The organism is Streptomyces inhibens (assembly GCF_022221585.1).
In the GTDB taxonomy this organism is placed as follows: domain Bacteria; phylum Actinomycetota; class Actinomycetes; order Streptomycetales; family Streptomycetaceae; genus Streptomyces; species Streptomyces inhibens.
In genome coordinates, this window is sequence record NZ_CP084681.1 from 7,123,840 (window position 1) to 7,141,144 (window position 17,305).

Here is a 17,305-nt window from a genome sequence, read left to right on the forward strand (position 1 = left end):
TGTGAGCCGGCCCACACGGGCCGCTGTCCCCGGGGTGGTCAGCCGGCCTGGAACTCGGGTACGCGCATGGCGAGGATGGCCATGTCGTCCGAGGCCGGTTCGGCGGCGAAGCGTTCCACGGCGCGCAGTACGCGGGCCGCGACGGCGCCGGCTGTCAGGCCCGTACAGGTCGTCAGAACGTCGGTGAGACCGTCGTCGCCGAGCATGCGGGTGCCCTCGCGGCGTTCGGTGACGCCGTCGGTGACGCACAGCAGGACGTCGCCGGGGTCGAGGGTGACGGTCTGTTCGTAGAGCTCGAGGTCGTCCATGACGCCGAGGAGGGGCTGGGGTTCGGCGGCCGGTTCGACCGTGCCGTCCTGGCGCAGGCGGAGCGGCAGGGGGTGGCCCGCGCAGACGACCTTGAGGAGGGCGCCTCCGTCGGGCTGGGGCCACAGCTCGCCGTAAAGGAGCGTCAGGAAGCGGCTGCGGGCGCCTTCGTCGAGGATGGCGGCGTTCAGCCGCTCCAGGACGGCGGGGCCGCCGAAGCCCTCGCGGGCGAGCAGGCGCAGGGCGTGCCGGGCCAGGCCGGTGACGGCGGCGGCTTCGGGACCCGTACCGCAGACGTCGCCGATGGCGAAGCCGTAGACGCCGTCGCGGATGGGGAAGAGGTCGTAGAAGTCGCCGCCGACCTCGTTGCCCTCGCCGGCCGCGCGGTAGATGACCTCGACCTCGACACCTTGGATCTCGGGCTTCTCCGGGGGCAGCAGGCTGCGCTGGAGGGACTGGCTGATGGCCGTGCGCTCGGAGTAGAGGCGGGCGTTGTCCAGGGCGAGGGCCGCCCGGCGGGAGAGGTCCTCGGCGAGTTCGAGGATCTCCTGGCGGAAGTGTTCCTCGGTGGGCTTGCCGAGGGTGAGCATGCCGATGACGCGGTTGCGGGCGACGAGGGGGAGGACGACGGTCTCGCCGCCGACCGCCGCGGCGGTGGCCAGGGTGGCGCCGGGGCCGCTGGACGGGCGGGCGGAGTTGCCGAGGCCCAGGCTGCGCATGGAGGTGCGCAGGGCGGCGTCCTGTGCGGCGTCGCTGGGGGCGGTCCAGACGCGGGCGCCGGGGGTGGGGACCGGCTCGGGCGGGTCGACCTTCATCAGGAGCGTCTTGAGGCCGTCGATGCGGTCCTCGTCCTCGTGCAGGACGTAGGACAGCTCGGGCTCGGAGGTCTGGTCGGCGACGGTGTAGACGGCGCACCAGGTGGCGAGCGTGGGGACGGTCATCTGGGCCATCAGGGCCAGGGTCTGGTCGCGGTCGAGGGTGCCGGCCAGGAGGTCGGAGGCCTCGACGAGGAAGGACAGCGAGCCGCGGCGCAGCTTTTCGAGCTCGGTGAGGCGGGCGCGCTCGACGGCGAGGGCGATGCGGTCGGCGGCGAACTGGAGGCGCAGCGCCTCTTCGTTCGTGTAGCGGGCGGGGCCCTCCGCGGCGACGCCGAGGGAGCCGGTCAGCCGGCCCTCGACCTTCAGCGGGACCGTGACGACCGAGCGCATGCCCGTCCCGCTGAGCAGCGGGACGGCGCCAGGGACGGCGGTGAGGTCTTCGTGGACGGCGGGCATTCGGGCGGAGCCGTAGCGTCCGGATCCGGCCTCGACGGGGACGCGGGCGAACCGCTGGCGCGCGGAGGGCAGGCCCGTGGAGGCGCGGACCTCCAGCTCGGTCTCGTCGTCGGTGGCCAGCAGGAGGTAGGCGGCGTCGCCGTCGAGCATGTCGCGGGCGCGCTCGACGGTGCGCTGGAGCAGTCCGTCGAGGTCGTCGGGGGCCGGCGAGCCGATGAAGACCTCGAACGGGTCGGAGGGGCGTCCCTCGGACGGGGCGGTCTGCGAGGCGGCGTCCGGCGCGGGGGTGCGCTGGGGGCTCTGCAGAATCGCCCGTTCGTGGTCGCGCACCAGGAGGCAGACCGTGGAGGCCTCGCCGTCGGCGTCGCGGACGCGCAGATGGGAGGCGTAGACGGGGATGACCCGGCCGTCGGCGCCCCTTATGCCGTAGGAGCCCTCCCAGCGGGAGAGCTGGAGCGCCTCGGCGATGCCGGTGCCGGTGCCGGGGGTGTGCGGCCAGGCGGCGAAGTCGGTGAGCGGTTTGCCGATGACCTGTTCGGGGTCGTACGCGAAGAGGTCCTGGGCGTCCTCGTTCCAGAAGCTGATGCAGCCGCCGCGGTCGATCTGGATCACCGCGACGCGTACCCGGGCGTCGGTGACCGGGAGGGCGTCCACGGGGAGGGCGGGGCCCGCGGAGCGGGTGCCGGCGGGGCGCTCGGGGAGCTCGAGCTGGAACCAGACGTGCTTTTGGGCGGCGGTGTACTCGACGCCCCAGCGGGAGGCCAGCGCGCCGCACAGCAGCAGACCGCGGCCGCCCTCGCGGTCCGGGTGGACGAGGACCTGGCCGGCGTTCTGGAGCGGGATCTCACGTTCGGGGTAGCGGTCGGCGACGGAGATCCGTACCCCGCCGTCATCGCGCAGACACAGCACGTCGGCGGCGGTGCCGGCGTGCACCACGGCATTGGTGACCAGCTCGCTGGTCAGGACGACCGCGTCGTCGACGATGTCGGCACAGCCCCAGCCCTGGAGGGTGTCGCGGACGAACGCACGGGCAGTGGCGACCGAGCGCCCCACCGGCTCGAATGTTGCGGCGGCCCGCGCGGTGATCACGGTTCTCCTCAAGCGTGTGTCGGTGATCTGCTCCCCCATGGTCGCGGCGCCCCTCCGAATACCTGTTGTGCTCGCACCACCGCCCGCGCTCGATGGCCGGGGCAGGTGGACAGCCGTATGCCAGGTTACTTACCTTCGCCGCGCCCGAGGATGCCGGTCACGTGTGTTTCCGCCCCAATCGTGCCCCGGGACGGTGTGCGATGCTGCCGAACTGTTATGGCCTGGTTGAGCCATGGTGAAACACTGGGCAAGTATCAAGAGAAAGCCCGGGTAGAACGGTCGACCCTGCGGGAGGGACACGGTGGAGTCTGGCGCAGCTGCGCGGGGCGCAAGCACGCGCGCGAAAGGCGGACGATCCCGGAACAACGGGACGACCGAGGTGGATACGGCTGCGCTGAATCGGCTGTTGGTCGCTCTCGTCGCCATGCGGGACGGGAACTTCCGCAAGCGGCTCACGGTTTCCGGCGATGGCGTCATGTCGGAGATCGCGGCGGTCTTCAACGAGGTCGCGGACCGCAATCTGCATCTGACCGGCGAGCTGGCGCGGGTGCGCCGGGTCGTCGGACGTGAGGGAAAGCTCACGGAACGGCTCGAGGTCGGTGCTGCCGAAGGCTCCTGGGCCGCGGCCATCGATGCCTCGAATGCCCTGGTCGACGACCTCGTACGGCCCGTCTCCGAGGTGGGACGGGTGCTGTCGGCGGTGTCCGAGGGCGACCTGGAACAGCGGATGGATCTGCGTTCGCGCAGTTCGGACAGCTCCTCGGAGCATCCGCTGCGCGGTGAGTTCCTCAAGGTCGGCCGTACGGTCAACGGGCTGGTCGACCAGCTCTCCGCGTTCACCGACGAGGTCACCAGGGTGGCCAGCGAGGTCGGTACGGAGGGCAAGCTCGGCGGTCAGGCGCGGGTGCGCGGAATGTCGGGTTCGTGGAAGGACCTCACGGAATCCGTCAACACCATGGCGTCCCGGCTGACGGCGCAGGTGCGTGACATCGCTCTCGTCACCACCGCGGTGGCCAAGGGGGATCTGTCGCGGAAGGTGACGGTCCATGTCGCCGGCGAGATGCTGGAGCTGAAGAACACCGTCAACACGATGGTCGACCAGCTCTCCTCCTTCGCCTCCGAGGTGACCAGGGTCGCCCGTGAGGTCGGTACGGAGGGCGAGCTGGGCGGTCAGGCGCAGGTCCCCGGCGTCGCTGGCGTGTGGAAGGACCTGACGGATTCGGTCAATCTCATGGCCGGAAATCTCACCGCGCAGGTGCGCGGGATCGCCCAGGTCACCACGGCCGTGGCCAGCGGTGATCTGTCGCAGAAGGTCACGGTCAGCGCACGCGGCGAGGTCGCGCAGCTCGCCGACACCATCAACACCATGACCGAGACACTGCGTACCTTCGCGGACGAAGTGACGCGGGTGGCGAACGAGGTCGGCGCCGAGGGCCAGCTCGGCGGTCAGGCGCAGGTGCCGGGCGCGGCCGGTACGTGGAAGGACCTCACCGACTCGGTCAACACCGCGTTCCGCAACCTCACGGCGCAGGTGCGGGACATCGCGCAGGTGACGACGGCGGTCGCCAACGGCGATCTGTCGCAGACGGTCACGGTCGATGTCGCCGGTGAAATGCTGGAGTTGAAGAACACCGTCAACACGATGGTGGGTCAGCTCTCGTCGTTCGGTGCCGAAGTGACGCGGGTGGCGCGGGAGATCGGCGTCGAGGGTGAACTGGGCGGCCAGGCAGCGGTGCCCGGGGCCGCGGGGACGTGGAAGGACCTCACGGACTCCGTGAACACCGCGTTCCGCAACCTGACCGGGCAGGTGCGCAACATCGCGCAGGTGACGACGGCGGTCGCCAACGGCGATCTGTCGCAGAAGGTCACCGTCGATGTCTCCGGCGAGATGCTGCAGCTGAAGAACACCGTGAACACCATGGTGGATCAGCTGTCGTCGTTCGCGGACCAGGTCACGCGGATGGCCAGGGACGTGGGCACGGAGGGCCGGCTGGGCGGTCAGGCCCGGGTGGACGGCGTCAGCGGCACCTGGAAGGAACTGACCGACTCCGTCAACTTCATGGCGGGCAATCTGACCTCACAGGTGCGGCAGATCGCGCAGGTGACGACGGCGGTCGCGCGCGGTGATCTGTCGCAGAAGATCGACGTCGACGCCCGCGGCGAGATCCTGGAACTGAAGAACACCATCAACACGATGGTCGACCAGCTCTCCGCGTTCGCCGAGCAGGTCACCCGGGTCGCCAGGGAGGTCGGCACCGACGGCCGGCTGGGCGGCCAGGCGCAGGTGCCGGGCGTCGCCGGTGTCTGGCGCGATCTGACCGACTCCGTGAACGGCATGGCCGGCAACCTGACGGCCCAGGTCCGCAATATCGCGCAGGTCGCCACGGCGGTCGCGCGCGGTGATCTGTCGCAGAAGATCGATGTGGACGCCCGGGGCGAGATCCTCGAGCTGAAGAACACCCTGAACACGATGGTCGACCAGCTCTCCTCCTTCGCGGAGCAGGTCACCAGAGTCGCCCGCGAGGTGGGCACCGAGGGCATCCTGGGCGGCCAGGCCGAGGTGCAGGGCGTCAGCGGTACGTGGAAGGACCTCACCCAGTCCGTCAACTTCATGGCGAACAACCTGACGTCGCAGGTGCGCAACATCGGCGAGGTGACGACGGCGGTCGCCCGCGGTGATCTGTCCAAGAAGATCACCGTCGACGCCAAGGGCGAGATCCTCGAACTCGTCACGACCGTGAACACGATGGTCGACCAGCTGTCGCTGTTCGCCGAGCAGGTGACCCGGGTCGCCCGCGAGGTGGGCACCGAAGGCCAACTGGGCGGCCAGGCAAGGGTTCCGGGCGTCACCGGCATCTGGAAGGACCTCAGCGACAACGTCAACCTGATGGCCAACAACCTGACCATCCAGGTGCGTAACATCTCGCAGGTCTCGGCGGCGGTCGCCAACGGAGACCTGACGAAGAAGGTCACGGTCGAGGCGCGCGGCGAGGTTGCGCAACTCGCCGACACGGTCAACACGATGGTCACGACGCTGTCGTCGTTCGCCGACGAGGTCACGCGAGTGGCCCGTGAGGTGGGCACCGACGGCATCCTGGGCGGTCAGGCCCGCGTCCCCGGCGTCGCCGGTACGTGGAAGGACCTCACCGAGTCCGTGAACTCCATGGCCAACAACCTGACCGGCCAGGTCCGTAACATCGCCATGGTCACCACCGCCATCGCCAAGGGCGACCTGACCAAGAAGATCGACATCGATGCGCGCGGCGAGATCCTCGCGCTGAAGACCACCATCAACACCATGGTCGACCAGCTGTCGTCCTTCGCCGAGCAGGTCACCAGGGTGGCCCGCGAGGTGGGTACGGAAGGCCAGCTGGGCGGTCAGGCGCAGGTGCGGGGCGTGGCCGGCACCTGGCGGGACCTGACCGAGTCGGTGAACGAGATGGCCGGCAACCTGACCCGTCAGGTGCGCGCCATCGCCGCGGTCGCCGCGGCGGTCACCCTCGGCGATCACAACGTCCGCATCGATGTGGACGCGGCCGGCGAGATCCTGGAGCTCCAGGACAACGTCAACACCATGATCTCCACGCTCCGTGAGACCACCCTCGCCAACGAGGAACAGGACTGGCTCAAGGGCAACCTGGCCCGGATCTCCGGTCTGATGCAGGGCCGGCGCGACCTCAAGGACGTCGCCACGCTCATCATGAGCGAGCTGTCGCCCGCGGTCTCCGCACAGCACGGCGCGTTCTTCCTCGCGGCGCAGCCCGACAGCCAGGAGATCGGCGCGGACGGCGGCGAGCCGGGCGCGTACGAGCTGCGGCTGATGGGCTCCTACGGCTACTCCATGGGCGGGATGCCGACGACCTTCCGGCCGGGCGAGACGCTGATCGGCACGGCCGCGGAGGAGGGGCGCACCATCCTGGTGGAGAACGTCCCCTCCGGCTATCTCAAGATCGCCTCCGGGCTGGGCGAGGCGCCGCCGGCGAATGTGATCGTGCTGCCGGTGCTCTTCGAGGACAAGGTGCTCGGCGTGATCGAGCTGGCGTCCTTCCAACCGTTCACCCAGATCCAGAAGGACTTCCTCAGCCAGATCGCCGAGATGATCGCGACCAGCGTCAACACCATCTCGGTCAACACCAAGACCGAGGTGCTGCTCAAGCAGTCGCAGGAGCTGACCGAGCAACTGCGGGAGCGCTCGGCCGAGTTGGAGAGCCGGCAGAAGGCGCTGGAGCTGTCCAACTCCGAGCTGGAGGAGAAGGCCGAGCAGCTGCGCGCGCAGAACCGCGACATCGAGGTGAAGAACACCGAGATCGAGGAGGCGCGGCAGGTCCTGGAGGAGCGCGCCGAGCAGCTCGCGGTCTCGATGCGCTACAAGTCGGAGTTCCTGGCGAACATGTCGCACGAGCTGCGCACACCGCTGAACTCGCTGCTGATTCTGGCCAAGTTGCTGGCCGACAATGCCGAGGGGAACCTCTCCCCGAAGCAGGTCGAGTTCGCCGAGACGATCCATGGTGCGGGTTCCGACCTGCTCCAGCTGATCAACGACATCCTCGATCTGTCGAAGGTCGAGGCCGGCAAGATGGACGTCAGCCCGACGCGGATCGCGCTGGTCCAGCTCGTCGACTATGTCGAGGCCACGTTCCGGCCGCTGACCGCGGAGAAGGGACTCGACTTCTCCGTACGGGTCTCCCCGGAGCTGCCCGCGACGCTGCACACCGACGAGCAGCGGCTGCTCCAGGTGCTGCGCAACCTGCTGTCCAACGCGGTGAAGTTCACCGACAGCGGCGCCGTCGAGCTGGTCATCCGGCCGGCCGGCGCGGACGTCCCGGTGGCCATCCGCGAGCAGCTGCTGGAGCACGGATCGCTGCGCGACCCGGACGCCGACATGATCGCCTTCTCGGTGACCGACACCGGCATCGGGATCGCGTCCAGCAAGATGCGGGTCATCTTCGAGGCGTTCAAGCAGGCGGACGGCACGACCAGCCGCAAGTACGGCGGTACGGGCCTGGGCCTGTCCATCAGCCGGGAGATCGCCCGGCTGCTGGGCGGCGAGATCCACGCCGCGAGCGAGCCCAACCGCGGCTCCACCTTCACGCTCTATCTGCCGCACAACCCCGGCGGGCTGCCGCCGCAGGGCTACCCGCAGCTGGTGGCCGGCGGGATCGCGATGGACGCCGAGGCGCGTGAGACGGAGGTCGGACGGCAGGAGGCCGAGGAGCAGCAGGGCTTCGAGCAGGGGCTGGGCGGCAGCCTCAACCGGCGCCGTCGCCGGGCGATTTCGGGATCCCAGCGCCGGTTCGCGCTGCCCAGCCATCAGCCGCCCGCCGCGCCCCAGCAGGCCCCGCAGCCGCCGCCGTCACAGCCGGCCCCCCAGCAGCCCGCCGAGGAGCCCTGGATCGGCAACGGCCAGGATCTGGTGGACCCGGGCTTCGACGGCGGCTTCCACGGTGAGAAGGTGCTGATCGTCGACGACGACATCCGCAATGTCTTCGCGCTCACCAGCGTCCTGGAGCAGCACGGCCTGTCGGTGTTGTACGCGGAGAACGGCCGCGAGGGCATCGAGGTGCTCGAACAGCACGACGACATCGTCCTGGTCCTGATGGACATCATGATGCCGGAGATGGATGGTTATGCGACCACGGCCGCGATCCGTCGGATGCCGCAGTTCGCCGGACTGCCCATCATCGCGCTGACCGCGAAGGCGATGAAGGGCGACCGGGAGAAGAGCATCGACGCCGGGGCCTCCGACTATGTGACCAAGCCGGTGGATACCGATCATCTGTTGTCGGTCATGGAGCAATGGATGCGCGCGGAGTGACGGGGCGTCCAGTATGGATCCGAAAGGGGATCACCGCGTGCTGACTCAGTGTTGCCGCGCACGTGTGGAAGCGCGGGATTCGGGGAACCTTCTGGTCTCTGTCTGCGTTTCTGCTACGTGCACAGTGACATCGCGGTGACAGGGTGTGGCGACAGGCGGGGTGCAGCTACCATGACCGGCACAAGGACGGGCGGCATGACGGAGTCGTCCCCTGGGGCGGCGTCCGGTTCCATGCCGGGGCGAGGAGGACGGGCCATGGTGCAGAAGGCCAAGATCCTCCTGGTCGATGACCGGCCGGAGAATCTGCTGGCGCTGGAGGCGATCCTCTCTGCGCTCGATCAGACACTGGTGCGGGCATCGTCCGGGGAGGAAGCGCTCAAAGCACTGCTCACGGACGATTTCGCGGTGATTCTGCTCGATGTGCAGATGCCGGGAATGGACGGTTTCGAGACCGCCGCGCACATCAAGCGGCGCGAGCGTACCCGTGACATCCCGATCATCTTCCTGACGGCCATCAACCACGGCCCGCACCACACCTTCCGCGGGTATGCGGCCGGCGCGGTGGACTACATCTCCAAGCCGTTCGACCCGTGGGTGCTGCGCGCCAAGGTTTCGGTCTTCGTCGAGCTGTACATGAAGAACTGCCAACTGCGGGAGCAGGCCTCCCTGCTGCGGCTGCAGCTCGAGGGCGGCCGGCCCAGCGCCGACGAGGCGAAGGAGTCCGCGGGGCTGCTCGCGGAGCTCTCCGCGCGGCTGGCCGCGGTCGAGGAGCAGGCCGAGGCGCTGTCCAAGCAGCTGGACGAGACGGCGGACGCCGCCGCGGTGGCCACCGCGGCGCATCTGGAGCGCAAACTGACCGGCCTGCGCAGGGCCCTGGACGCCCTGGAGCCGGGGGCGGGGAGCGTCGCGGGGTAGAGGGCGTGTCCACGGATCGGCTCGGGCCGGGACGCGGGACACGCACTGACGCCCTTTCATGAGGCGGGCGCGCGACACGGATGGGTGAAGCGCCGTGCGCTCGTGTCATGCCCGCGTTCGCCTGTAATCTCGTCGCCATGGCCTCACGTACGTCCGGCAAGGGAACCCAGAGCACGGCGGGCCCCTCGAAGCAGCGCGCCGGACGGTCCGGGGGCGCCGCCAAGAAGGTCGTCGCGAAGAAGGCGCCCGCGAAGCCGCCGGCCAAGAAAGCCGCGGCCGCGAAGAAGGCCCCGGCCAAGAAGTCACCCGCCAAGAAGGCCGCGCCCAAACCGGCGCCGTCACCCACCGGCGGTGTCTACCGCCTCGCCCGCGCCTGCTGGCTGGGGCTCGCGCACGCCATCGGGGCGATGTTCCGCGGTATGGGCCGCGGTGCGAAGAACCTCGACCCGGCGCACCGCAAGGACGGGCTGGCGCTGCTGCTGCTCGGCCTGTCGCTGGTCATCGCGGCCGGCACCTGGTCCAACCTGAGCGGCCCGGTCGGCGAGCTCGTCGAGCTGCTGGTGACCGGCGCGTTCGGCCGCCTCGATCTGGTCGTACCGATACTGCTGGGCGGCATCGCGCTACGGCTCATCCGCCATCCCGAGCGGCCGGAGGCCAACGGCCGGATCATCATCGGGCTGTCCGCGCTCGTCGTCGGCGTCCTCGGACAGGTCGCGATGGCCTGCGGATCGCCGGGCCGGGGCGAAGGTCTCGCCGCCATACAGGACGCCGGCGGCTATCTCGGATGGGTCGCCTCCAAGCCGCTGATCTTCACCGTCGGACAGACCCTGGCCGTGGCGCTGCTGGCGCTGCTGACCCTCTTCGGGCTGCTGGTGGTCACCGCGACGCCGGTGAACGCCATTCCGCAGCGGCTGCGGGCGCTGGGCGTCCGGCTGGGCGTGGTGCACCCCGCGGAGCCCGAGCCGGATGCCTACGAGGCCGACGAGTACGAGGAGTACGCCGAGGAGTGGCGTGAGCAGCCAGCCCGCAGGCCGCGCCGCGGCGCCGCCGCCGGACCCGCCGCGACCGACCCGGACGCGATAGAGGAAGCGGCCCTGGCCAAGCGGCGCCGCCCGCGCCGGGCCTCCGTACAGCCCGCCATGGACCGGCCGATGGACGCGGTGGATGTCGCCGCCGCGGCCGCCGCCGCGCTGGACGGCGCGGTGCTGCACGGCGTCCAGCCCTCACCGCTCGTCGCCGGACTCAGCAGCAGCATCTCGGGGGAGCGCCGGGAGAGCGACGCCGAGGACACCACGGGGGAGAGCGGCACGGTGCCGCCGGCCCGCGGCGCGGACCCGCAGCCGACGGCGGTCTCGCACACCCCGTCCGTCCCGGACTTCACCAAGGCCCCGCCCGAGCCGTCCGGCGATCTGCCGGCGCGCGCCGAGCAGCTCCAGCTGTCCGGCGACATCACCTACGCGCTGCCCTCGCTGGACCTGCTCTCGCGCGGTGGTCCGGGCAAGACCCGCAGTGCGGCGAACGACGCCATAGTGACCGCGCTGACCACGGTCTTCCAGGAGTTCAAGGTCGACGCCGCGGTCACCGGCTTCACCCGCGGCCCGACGGTCACCCGCTACGAGGTCGAGCTCGGCCCGGCCGTCAAGGTCGAGAAGATCACCGCGCTGGCCAAGAACATCGCCTACGCCGTGGCCAGCCCCGACGTCCGCATCATCAGCCCGATCCCCGGCAAGTCCGCGGTCGGCATCGAGATCCCCAACACCGACCGCGAGATGGTCAATCTCGGCGATGTGCTGCGGCTGGCCGACGCCGCGGGCGACGAGCATCCGATGCTGGTGGCGCTCGGCAAGGACGTCGAGGGCGGCTATGTCATGGCCAACATGACGAAGATGCCGCACGTCCTGGTCGCCGGTGCCACGGGTTCCGGCAAGTCCTCCTGCATCAACTGCCTGATCACCTCGGTCATGGTGCGGGCCACCCCGGAGGACGTCCGGATGGTGCTGGTCGACCCCAAGCGCGTCGAGCTGACCGCGTACGAAGGCATCCCGCATCTGATCACGCCGATCATCACCAACCCCAAGCGCGCCGCTGAGGCGCTGCAGTGGGTGGTCCGCGAGATGGATCTGCGCTACGACGATCTCGCGGCCTACGGCTTCCGGCACATCGACGACTTCAACGAAGCGGTGCGAGCCGGCAAGGTCAGCTCGCCCGGGGGCAGCGAGCGCGAGCTCTCGCCGTACCCGTATCTGCTGGTCATCGTCGACGAGCTGGCGGACCTGATGATGGTCGCGCCGCGGGATGTGGAGGACTCCATCGTCCGCATCACCCAGCTCGCCCGCGCGGCCGGAATCCATCTGGTGCTCGCCACCCAGCGCCCGTCCGTCGATGTGGTCACCGGTCTGATCAAGGCCAATGTGCCCTCCCGGCTCGCGTTCGCCACCTCCTCGCTCGCCGACAGCCGGGTCATCCTGGATCAGCCGGGCGCCGAGAAGCTGATCGGCAAGGGCGACGGGCTGTTCCTGCCGATGGGCGCCAACAAGCCGGTCCGTATGCAGGGTGCGTTCGTGACCGAGGCCGAGGTCGCGGCCATCGTCCAGCACTGCAAGGATCAGATGGCGCCCGTCTTCCGCGAGGACGTCACCGTCGGCACGGCGAAGAAGAAGGAGATCGACGAGGACATCGGCGATGACCTCGATCTGCTGTGTCAGGCCGCTGAGCTGGTCGTTTCCACCCAGTTCGGGTCGACGTCGATGCTCCAGCGCAAGCTGCGGGTGGGGTTCGCCAAGGCCGGGCGGCTGATGGACCTGATGGAGTCACGCAACATCGTCGGGCCCAGCGAGGGGTCCAAGGCGCGCGATGTCCTGGTGAAGCCGGATGAATTGGACGGAGTGCTGGCGGTGATCCGGGGGGAGGCTACCGAGTAGCACACTCATGGGTCACCTGTGCGAGAGAAGAAAGCAACCGTTTCTCCTGCCGATACGTCAAGTTGAGGGAGGTGAGGGAACGATGCTTCATCATCAAGCTCCCTGGCACCGCCGCGGGCGTTCTGATGGCGTACAAAGTGCGCTCTCCCGCTTGCCCGACCCTTTCGCTCCACCCCTAGACTGAACTTCCAGCAGGTGGCTACACGCTCGAAAGGCGCCCCCGTGTCCATCGGCAACTCCCCCGAAGCAGACCGGCCTTCCGTCGGTCATGCCCTCCAGCAGGCCCGTATCGGAGCGGGACTGACCGTCGAAGAGGTCAGTACGACGACACGGGTGCGCATTCCCATCGTGCACGCGATCGAGCAGGACGACTTCTCGCGCTGCGGCGGCGACGTCTACGCCCGGGGACACATCAGAGCGCTGGCCCGCGCCGTCGCCCTCGACCCCCAGCCGCTGATCGACCATTTCGATGCCGAGCACGGCGGCCGGCCCGCGCCTACCACCCTCGCCGCGCCGATCTACGAAGCCGAACGGATCCGCTCCGAGCCGCGCCGCCCCAATTGGACGGCCGCGATGGTCGCGGCGATCGTCGCGGTGATCGGGTTCGTGGGCTTCACGCTCTTCACCGGCGGTGACAAGAGCGGCGGCGGCCCGATCGCCGGCGGCGACACCCATGCGAAGCCGGCGCCCGCGCCCACCCGCCATCCCTCGACCATCAAGCCGCCCATCAACCCCGAGCCCTCCGACAGCGCCGTCGCCGGCCTGCCGAAGGACAAGGTCACGATCAAGGTGACCGCCCGCGACGGCCAGAGCTGGATCTCCGCCAAGGACGCCAACGGCAAGCTCCTGGAGGACGGCCTGCTCAAGCAGGGCGAGTCCAAGACCATCACCGACAAGGAACGGATCGACCTGGTCCTCGGCAACGCCGGAGCCGTACAGCTGTACGTCAACGGCAAGGAGGTCAAGGAGATCGGCGACAAGGGCACCGTCGAGCGGCTCAGCTACACCCCCGGGGACCCCCAGGCGGGCTGAGACCGCACGCCAGGGGGCGTCCGCCGCCCGGCCCGGAGCGCCCGGGACCGGCGGCGGAGACCTGCGCGCCAAGGAGGTGGCCGGGACGAAGTAGGCTGAGGCCTATGCCCGAACGCCGTACCGTCGCCCTTGTCACTCTTGGCTGCGCCCGTAACGAGGTGGACTCGGAGGAGCTCGCAGGCCGCCTGGCAGCGGACGGCTGGGAGCTGGTCGAGGAAGCCGCCGATGCCGATGTCGCCGTTGTCAACACCTGTGGTTTCGTCGAGGCCGCCAAGAAGGACTCCGTCGATGCCCTGCTGGAAGCCAACGATCTGAAGGATCATGGCCGGACCCAGGCCGTGGTCGCCGTCGGCTGCATGGCCGAGCGCTACGGCAAGGAGCTCGCCGAGGCGCTGCCCGAGGCCGACGGTGTGCTCGGCTTCGACGACTACAGCGATATCTCCGACCGTCTGCAGACCATCCTGAACGGCGGCATCCACGCCTCGCACACCCCCCGCGACCGCCGCAAGCTGCTGCCGATCAGCCCGGCCGAGCGCCAGGACGCCGCCGATGTCGCACTGCCCGGTCACGCCCAGGACACTGCGCCCGAGGATCTGCCGGAGGGCGTCGCACCGGCCTCCGGGCCGCGGGCGCCGCTGCGCCGCCGGCTCGGCAGCAGCCCGGTGGCCTCGGTGAAGCTGGCGTCCGGCTGCGACCGGCGCTGCTCGTTCTGCGCCATCCCGTCCTTCCGCGGCTCGTTCATCTCCCGCCGGCCCTCCGATGTGCTCGGTGAGACGCGCTGGCTGGCCGAGCAGGGCGTCAAGGAGATCATGCTGGTCTCCGAGAACAACACCTCCTACGGCAAGGACCTCGGCGACATCCGGCTGCTGGAGACGCTGCTGCCGGAGCTGGCGGCCGTCGACGGCATCGAGCGGATCCGGGTCAGCTATCTGCAGCCCGCCGAGATGCGTCCGGGCCTGGTCGAGGTGCTGACCGGCACCGACAAGGTGGCGCCGTACTTCGATCTGTCCTTCCAGCACTCGGCGCCCGGTGTGCTGCGGGCGATGCGGCGGTTCGGCGACACCGACCGCTTCCTGGAGCTGCTGGAGCAGATCCGTACGAAGGCGCCGCAGGCCGGTGCCCGCTCCAACTTCATCGTCGGTTTCCCCGGCGAGAGCGAGGCCGATCTGGCGGAGCTGGAGCGCTTCATCACCGAGGCCCGGCTCGATGCCATCGGCGTCTTCGGCTACTCCGACGAGGACGGCACGGAGGCCGCCTCGTACGAGAACAAGGTCGACCCGGACGAGGTCGCCGACCGGCTGGCGCGGGTGTCGCGGCTGGCCGAGGAGCTGACCGCGCAGCGCGCCGAGGAGCGGGTCGGCGAGACGGTGCGGGTGCTGGTGGACCGGATCGACGACGAGGACGGCGTCGTGGGGCGGGCCGCGCACCAGGCGCCGGAGACCGACGGCGTCACCCTGCTCTCGACCGACCAGGAGCTTTCGCCCGGTCGTATGGTCGAAGCAAAGGTGGTGGCGAGCGAGGGCGTGGACCTCGTGGCGGAGGTGCTGTCGGTGGACGGCACGGGGTGTACCGAGGAGGCGGGCAGATGACCGGAGTCCCGGCTTCCGCAGCCGGTGGGCCGCGCACGGCGCCGGTCGTCCGGCAGGCCGGGCTGTGGAACATCGCCAACGTCCTGACGATGCTGAGGCTGGTGCTGGTCCCGGCCTTCGTCCTGCTGCTGATGCACGACGACGGAACCGACCGGGCCTGGCGCGCCTTCGCCTGGGCCGCGTTCGCCGTCGCCATGATCACCGATGTCTTCGACGGGCATCTGGCGCGCGCCTACAACCTGGTCACCGACTTCGGCAAGATCGCCGACCCGATCGCGGACAAGGCGATCATGGGAGCCGCGCTGATCTGTCTGTCGGTGCTGGGCGATCTGCCCTGGTGGGTGACGGGCGTGATCCTCTTCCGTGAGCTCGGCATCACCCTGATGCGGTTCTGGGTGATCAAGCATGGGGTCATTCCGGCCAGTCGTGGCGGCAAAATCAAGACATTGGCGCAGGGCACCGCGGTGGGCATGTACGTCCTGGTGCTGACCGGTCCACTCGCCACCTTCCGCTGGTGGGTGATGGCGGTGGCCGTCGTGCTGACGGTCGCCACCGGTCTCGACTACGTCCGGCAGGCCGTGGTGCTGCGCCGGGCGGGACTGGCCCGGGAGCGGGCCCTGCGGGCCGAGCAGGCCGAGAGGGACACGGCCCGGTGACCGGGCCGGGTTCTGTCGCGGCCGGGGCGCTGGAGCTGCTCGCCGGGCGTGGGCAGAGCCTGGCGGTGGCCGAATCCCTGACCGGCGGCCTGGTGTCGGGCGCACTGACCGCCGTCCCCGGGGCCTCGCGGGTCTTCCGTGGCTCGATCACGGCGTACGCCACCGAGCTCAAGCAGGAGCTGCTGGGCGTCGACGGCGCCCTGCTGGCCGCGCGCGGAGCCGTGGACGGCGAGGTCGCGCGGCAGATGGCGGCCGGTGTGCGGCGGGTGCTGGGCGCCGACTGGGGCATCGCCACGACGGGAGTGGCCGGGCCCGGGCCGCAGGACGGGCAGCCGGTGGGCACCGTTTTCGTGGCGGTCCAGGGCCCGGACGGTGCCGGAGCGGTGCGCCGGCTGGCGCTCGCGGGGGATCGTGACCGGATCCGCCAGGACACCATCGACGCCGTGCTCGCACTGTTGTTGAGCGAACTGACAGAAAATATGCGGGCACAGGATACGGAACAACACGGGGGGAATGGATGTTTGCAGCCCTGAGTGAACACGTACTTGCGCCCGGCACTGGTACCGCCCGAGGCGGTACGGTGGGGCGAGAAGGATCCGGATCCGAGGTCCGAGGAGGGAGCCAGCGATGATTCTGCTTCGTCGCCTGCTGGGTGACGTGCTGCGCCGACAGCGTCAGCGCCAGGGCCGAACCCTGCGCGAGGTCTCTTCCTCCGCTCGGGTATCGCTCGGCTATTTGTCCGAGGTCGAGAGGGGGCAGAAGGAGGCCTCCTCCGAGCTGCTCTCGGCGATCTGTGACGCGCTGGATGTGCGCATGTCCGAGCTCATGCGGGAGGTCAGCGACGAGCTGGCGCTCGCCGAGCTGGCAGCGTCCGCGGCCGCGAGCGACCCGGTGCCCGCACCGGTGCGGCCGAAGCTCAATTCGGTGTCGGTCACGTCCCTGGCCGGTGTGCCGGAGGACCGCGTGACCATCAAGTCCCCGGCAGACGTCGTGGATGTCGTCGCGGCCTGACACCCCTGTCCGTACGCACCGAAGCCCCGGTGGGCAGCAGCCCACCGGGGCTTTGTGCTGTCCGGGTGCGCGCCCGGCCGGCCCGTCCGGGCAGCTCGGAACGGGCGATTCATTTGTACGATGGCGAAATCGGATATATCGGATGGATCGCCCGAACAGGAGTATCTGGATGTCTGTCGTCAAGAGCACGCTGTCCGACGAAGACCGCACCACCGTCGGGAACGCCCTGCAGGGAGCGCTCGTGGACCTGGTGGACCTCTCTCTCGTGGCGAAGCAGGTGCACTGGAACGTCATCGGTCCGCGCTTCCGCTCCGTACACCTCCAGCTCGACGACGTGGTTGCCAGCGCGCGCACGCACGCCGACACGGTGGCCGAGCGGGCGTCCGCGATCGGTGTGTCCCCCGACGGGCGGGCCGTCACCGTCGCCAAGACCAGCGGCATCGGCGAGGTGCAGGACGGCTGGATCAAGGACGGCGAAGTGGTGAAGGTCATGGTGAAGGGGCTGAGCGCGGTCATCGGCCGGATGCGCGAGCGGATCACCGCCACCGCGGAACCGGACCCGGTCAGCCAGGACATCCTCATCGGTCTCACCGCCGACCTGGAGAAGCACCACTGGATGTTCCAGGCCGAGTCCGAGTGACGCACGACGCCGCTCGCTGAGCGGCTCGGGCCCTCGGCGCCTTCCGGGGCTCGCGGT

At 69.8% G+C, this 17,305-nt stretch carries 10 protein-coding genes; 9 read left to right on the forward strand and 1 reads right to left on the reverse strand.

The genetic code is table 11. The features are described from left to right. Positions 1 to 38: 38 nt before the first annotated feature. Complete coding sequence (locus KI385_RS32275) at positions 39 to 2,669, reverse strand: SpoIIE family protein phosphatase (protein WP_238575594.1); 2,631 nt, start codon at positions 2,667 to 2,669, stop codon at positions 39 to 41. A gap of 301 nt (positions 2,670 to 2,970) precedes the next feature. Between KI385_RS32275 and KI385_RS32280 the strand changes: the two genes are divergently transcribed. From KI385_RS32280 to KI385_RS32320, 9 genes are all read left to right on the forward strand, one after another. Then, entirely contained in the window at positions 2,971 to 8,484 is a 5,514-nt protein-coding gene (locus KI385_RS32280) for a HAMP domain-containing protein (RefSeq protein WP_238575595.1), read from the forward strand. A gap of 255 nt (positions 8,485 to 8,739) precedes the next feature. After that, positions 8,740 to 9,399, forward strand: a complete 660-nt coding sequence (locus KI385_RS32285) for a response regulator (RefSeq protein ID WP_006602731.1) — start codon at positions 8,740 to 8,742, stop codon at positions 9,397 to 9,399. A gap of 137 nt (positions 9,400 to 9,536) precedes the next feature. Next, the gene (locus tag KI385_RS32290) at positions 9,537 to 12,320 is read left to right on the forward strand and encodes a DNA translocase FtsK (protein WP_238575596.1); all 2,784 of its coding nucleotides are present in this window, start codon (positions 9,537 to 9,539) and stop codon (positions 12,318 to 12,320) included. Between the two features lie 222 nt (positions 12,321 to 12,542). Then, positions 12,543 to 13,352, forward strand: coding sequence for a helix-turn-helix domain-containing protein (locus KI385_RS32295; RefSeq protein WP_238575597.1), 810 nt, complete (start codon positions 12,543 to 12,545; stop codon positions 13,350 to 13,352). A 104-nt stretch (positions 13,353 to 13,456) separates the two neighbouring features. Continuing rightward, a complete protein-coding gene (gene rimO / locus KI385_RS32300) occupies positions 13,457 to 14,941 on the forward strand; it encodes a 30S ribosomal protein S12 methylthiotransferase RimO (protein WP_238575598.1) in 1,485 nt (494 codons plus the stop codon). Next, the gene (gene pgsA / locus KI385_RS32305; RefSeq protein WP_238575599.1) at positions 14,938 to 15,597 is read left to right on the forward strand and encodes a CDP-diacylglycerol--glycerol-3-phosphate 3-phosphatidyltransferase; all 660 of its coding nucleotides are present in this window, start codon (positions 14,938 to 14,940) and stop codon (positions 15,595 to 15,597) included. Before rimO ends, pgsA begins: the two co-directional genes overlap by 4 nt. Further along, positions 15,594 to 16,130, forward strand: a complete 537-nt coding sequence (locus KI385_RS32310; RefSeq protein ID WP_238575600.1) for a CinA family protein — start codon at positions 15,594 to 15,596, stop codon at positions 16,128 to 16,130. Before pgsA ends, KI385_RS32310 begins: the two co-directional genes overlap by 4 nt. A 94-nt stretch (positions 16,131 to 16,224) precedes the next feature. Further along, positions 16,225 to 16,608, forward strand: a complete 384-nt coding sequence (locus KI385_RS32315) for a helix-turn-helix domain-containing protein (RefSeq protein WP_046925688.1) — start codon at positions 16,225 to 16,227, stop codon at positions 16,606 to 16,608. A 169-nt stretch (positions 16,609 to 16,777) separates the two neighbouring features. Then, entirely contained in the window at positions 16,778 to 17,248 is a 471-nt protein-coding gene (locus tag KI385_RS32320; protein WP_238575601.1) for a Dps family protein, read from the forward strand. Positions 17,249 to 17,305 lie beyond the last annotated feature (57 nt).

What these genes read in the sequence shown, in the direction of transcription:
- KI385_RS32285 (WP_006602731.1), top strand. Translation starts at nt 8,740, where the DNA reads ATGGTGCAGAAGGCCAAGATCCTCCTGGTCGATGACCGGCCGGAGAAT.
- KI385_RS32290 (WP_238575596.1), top strand. Translation starts at nt 9,537, where the DNA reads ATGGCCTCACGTACGTCCGGCAAGGGAACCCAGAGCACGGCGGGCCCC.
- rimO (WP_238575598.1), top strand. Translation starts at nt 13,457, where the DNA reads ATGCCCGAACGCCGTACCGTCGCCCTTGTCACTCTTGGCTGCGCCCGT.
- pgsA (WP_238575599.1), top strand. Translation starts at nt 14,938, where the DNA reads ATGACCGGAGTCCCGGCTTCCGCAGCCGGTGGGCCGCGCACGGCGCCG.
- KI385_RS32315 (WP_046925688.1), top strand. Translation starts at nt 16,225, where the DNA reads ATGATTCTGCTTCGTCGCCTGCTGGGTGACGTGCTGCGCCGACAGCGT.
- KI385_RS32320 (WP_238575601.1), top strand. Translation starts at nt 16,778, where the DNA reads ATGTCTGTCGTCAAGAGCACGCTGTCCGACGAAGACCGCACCACCGTC.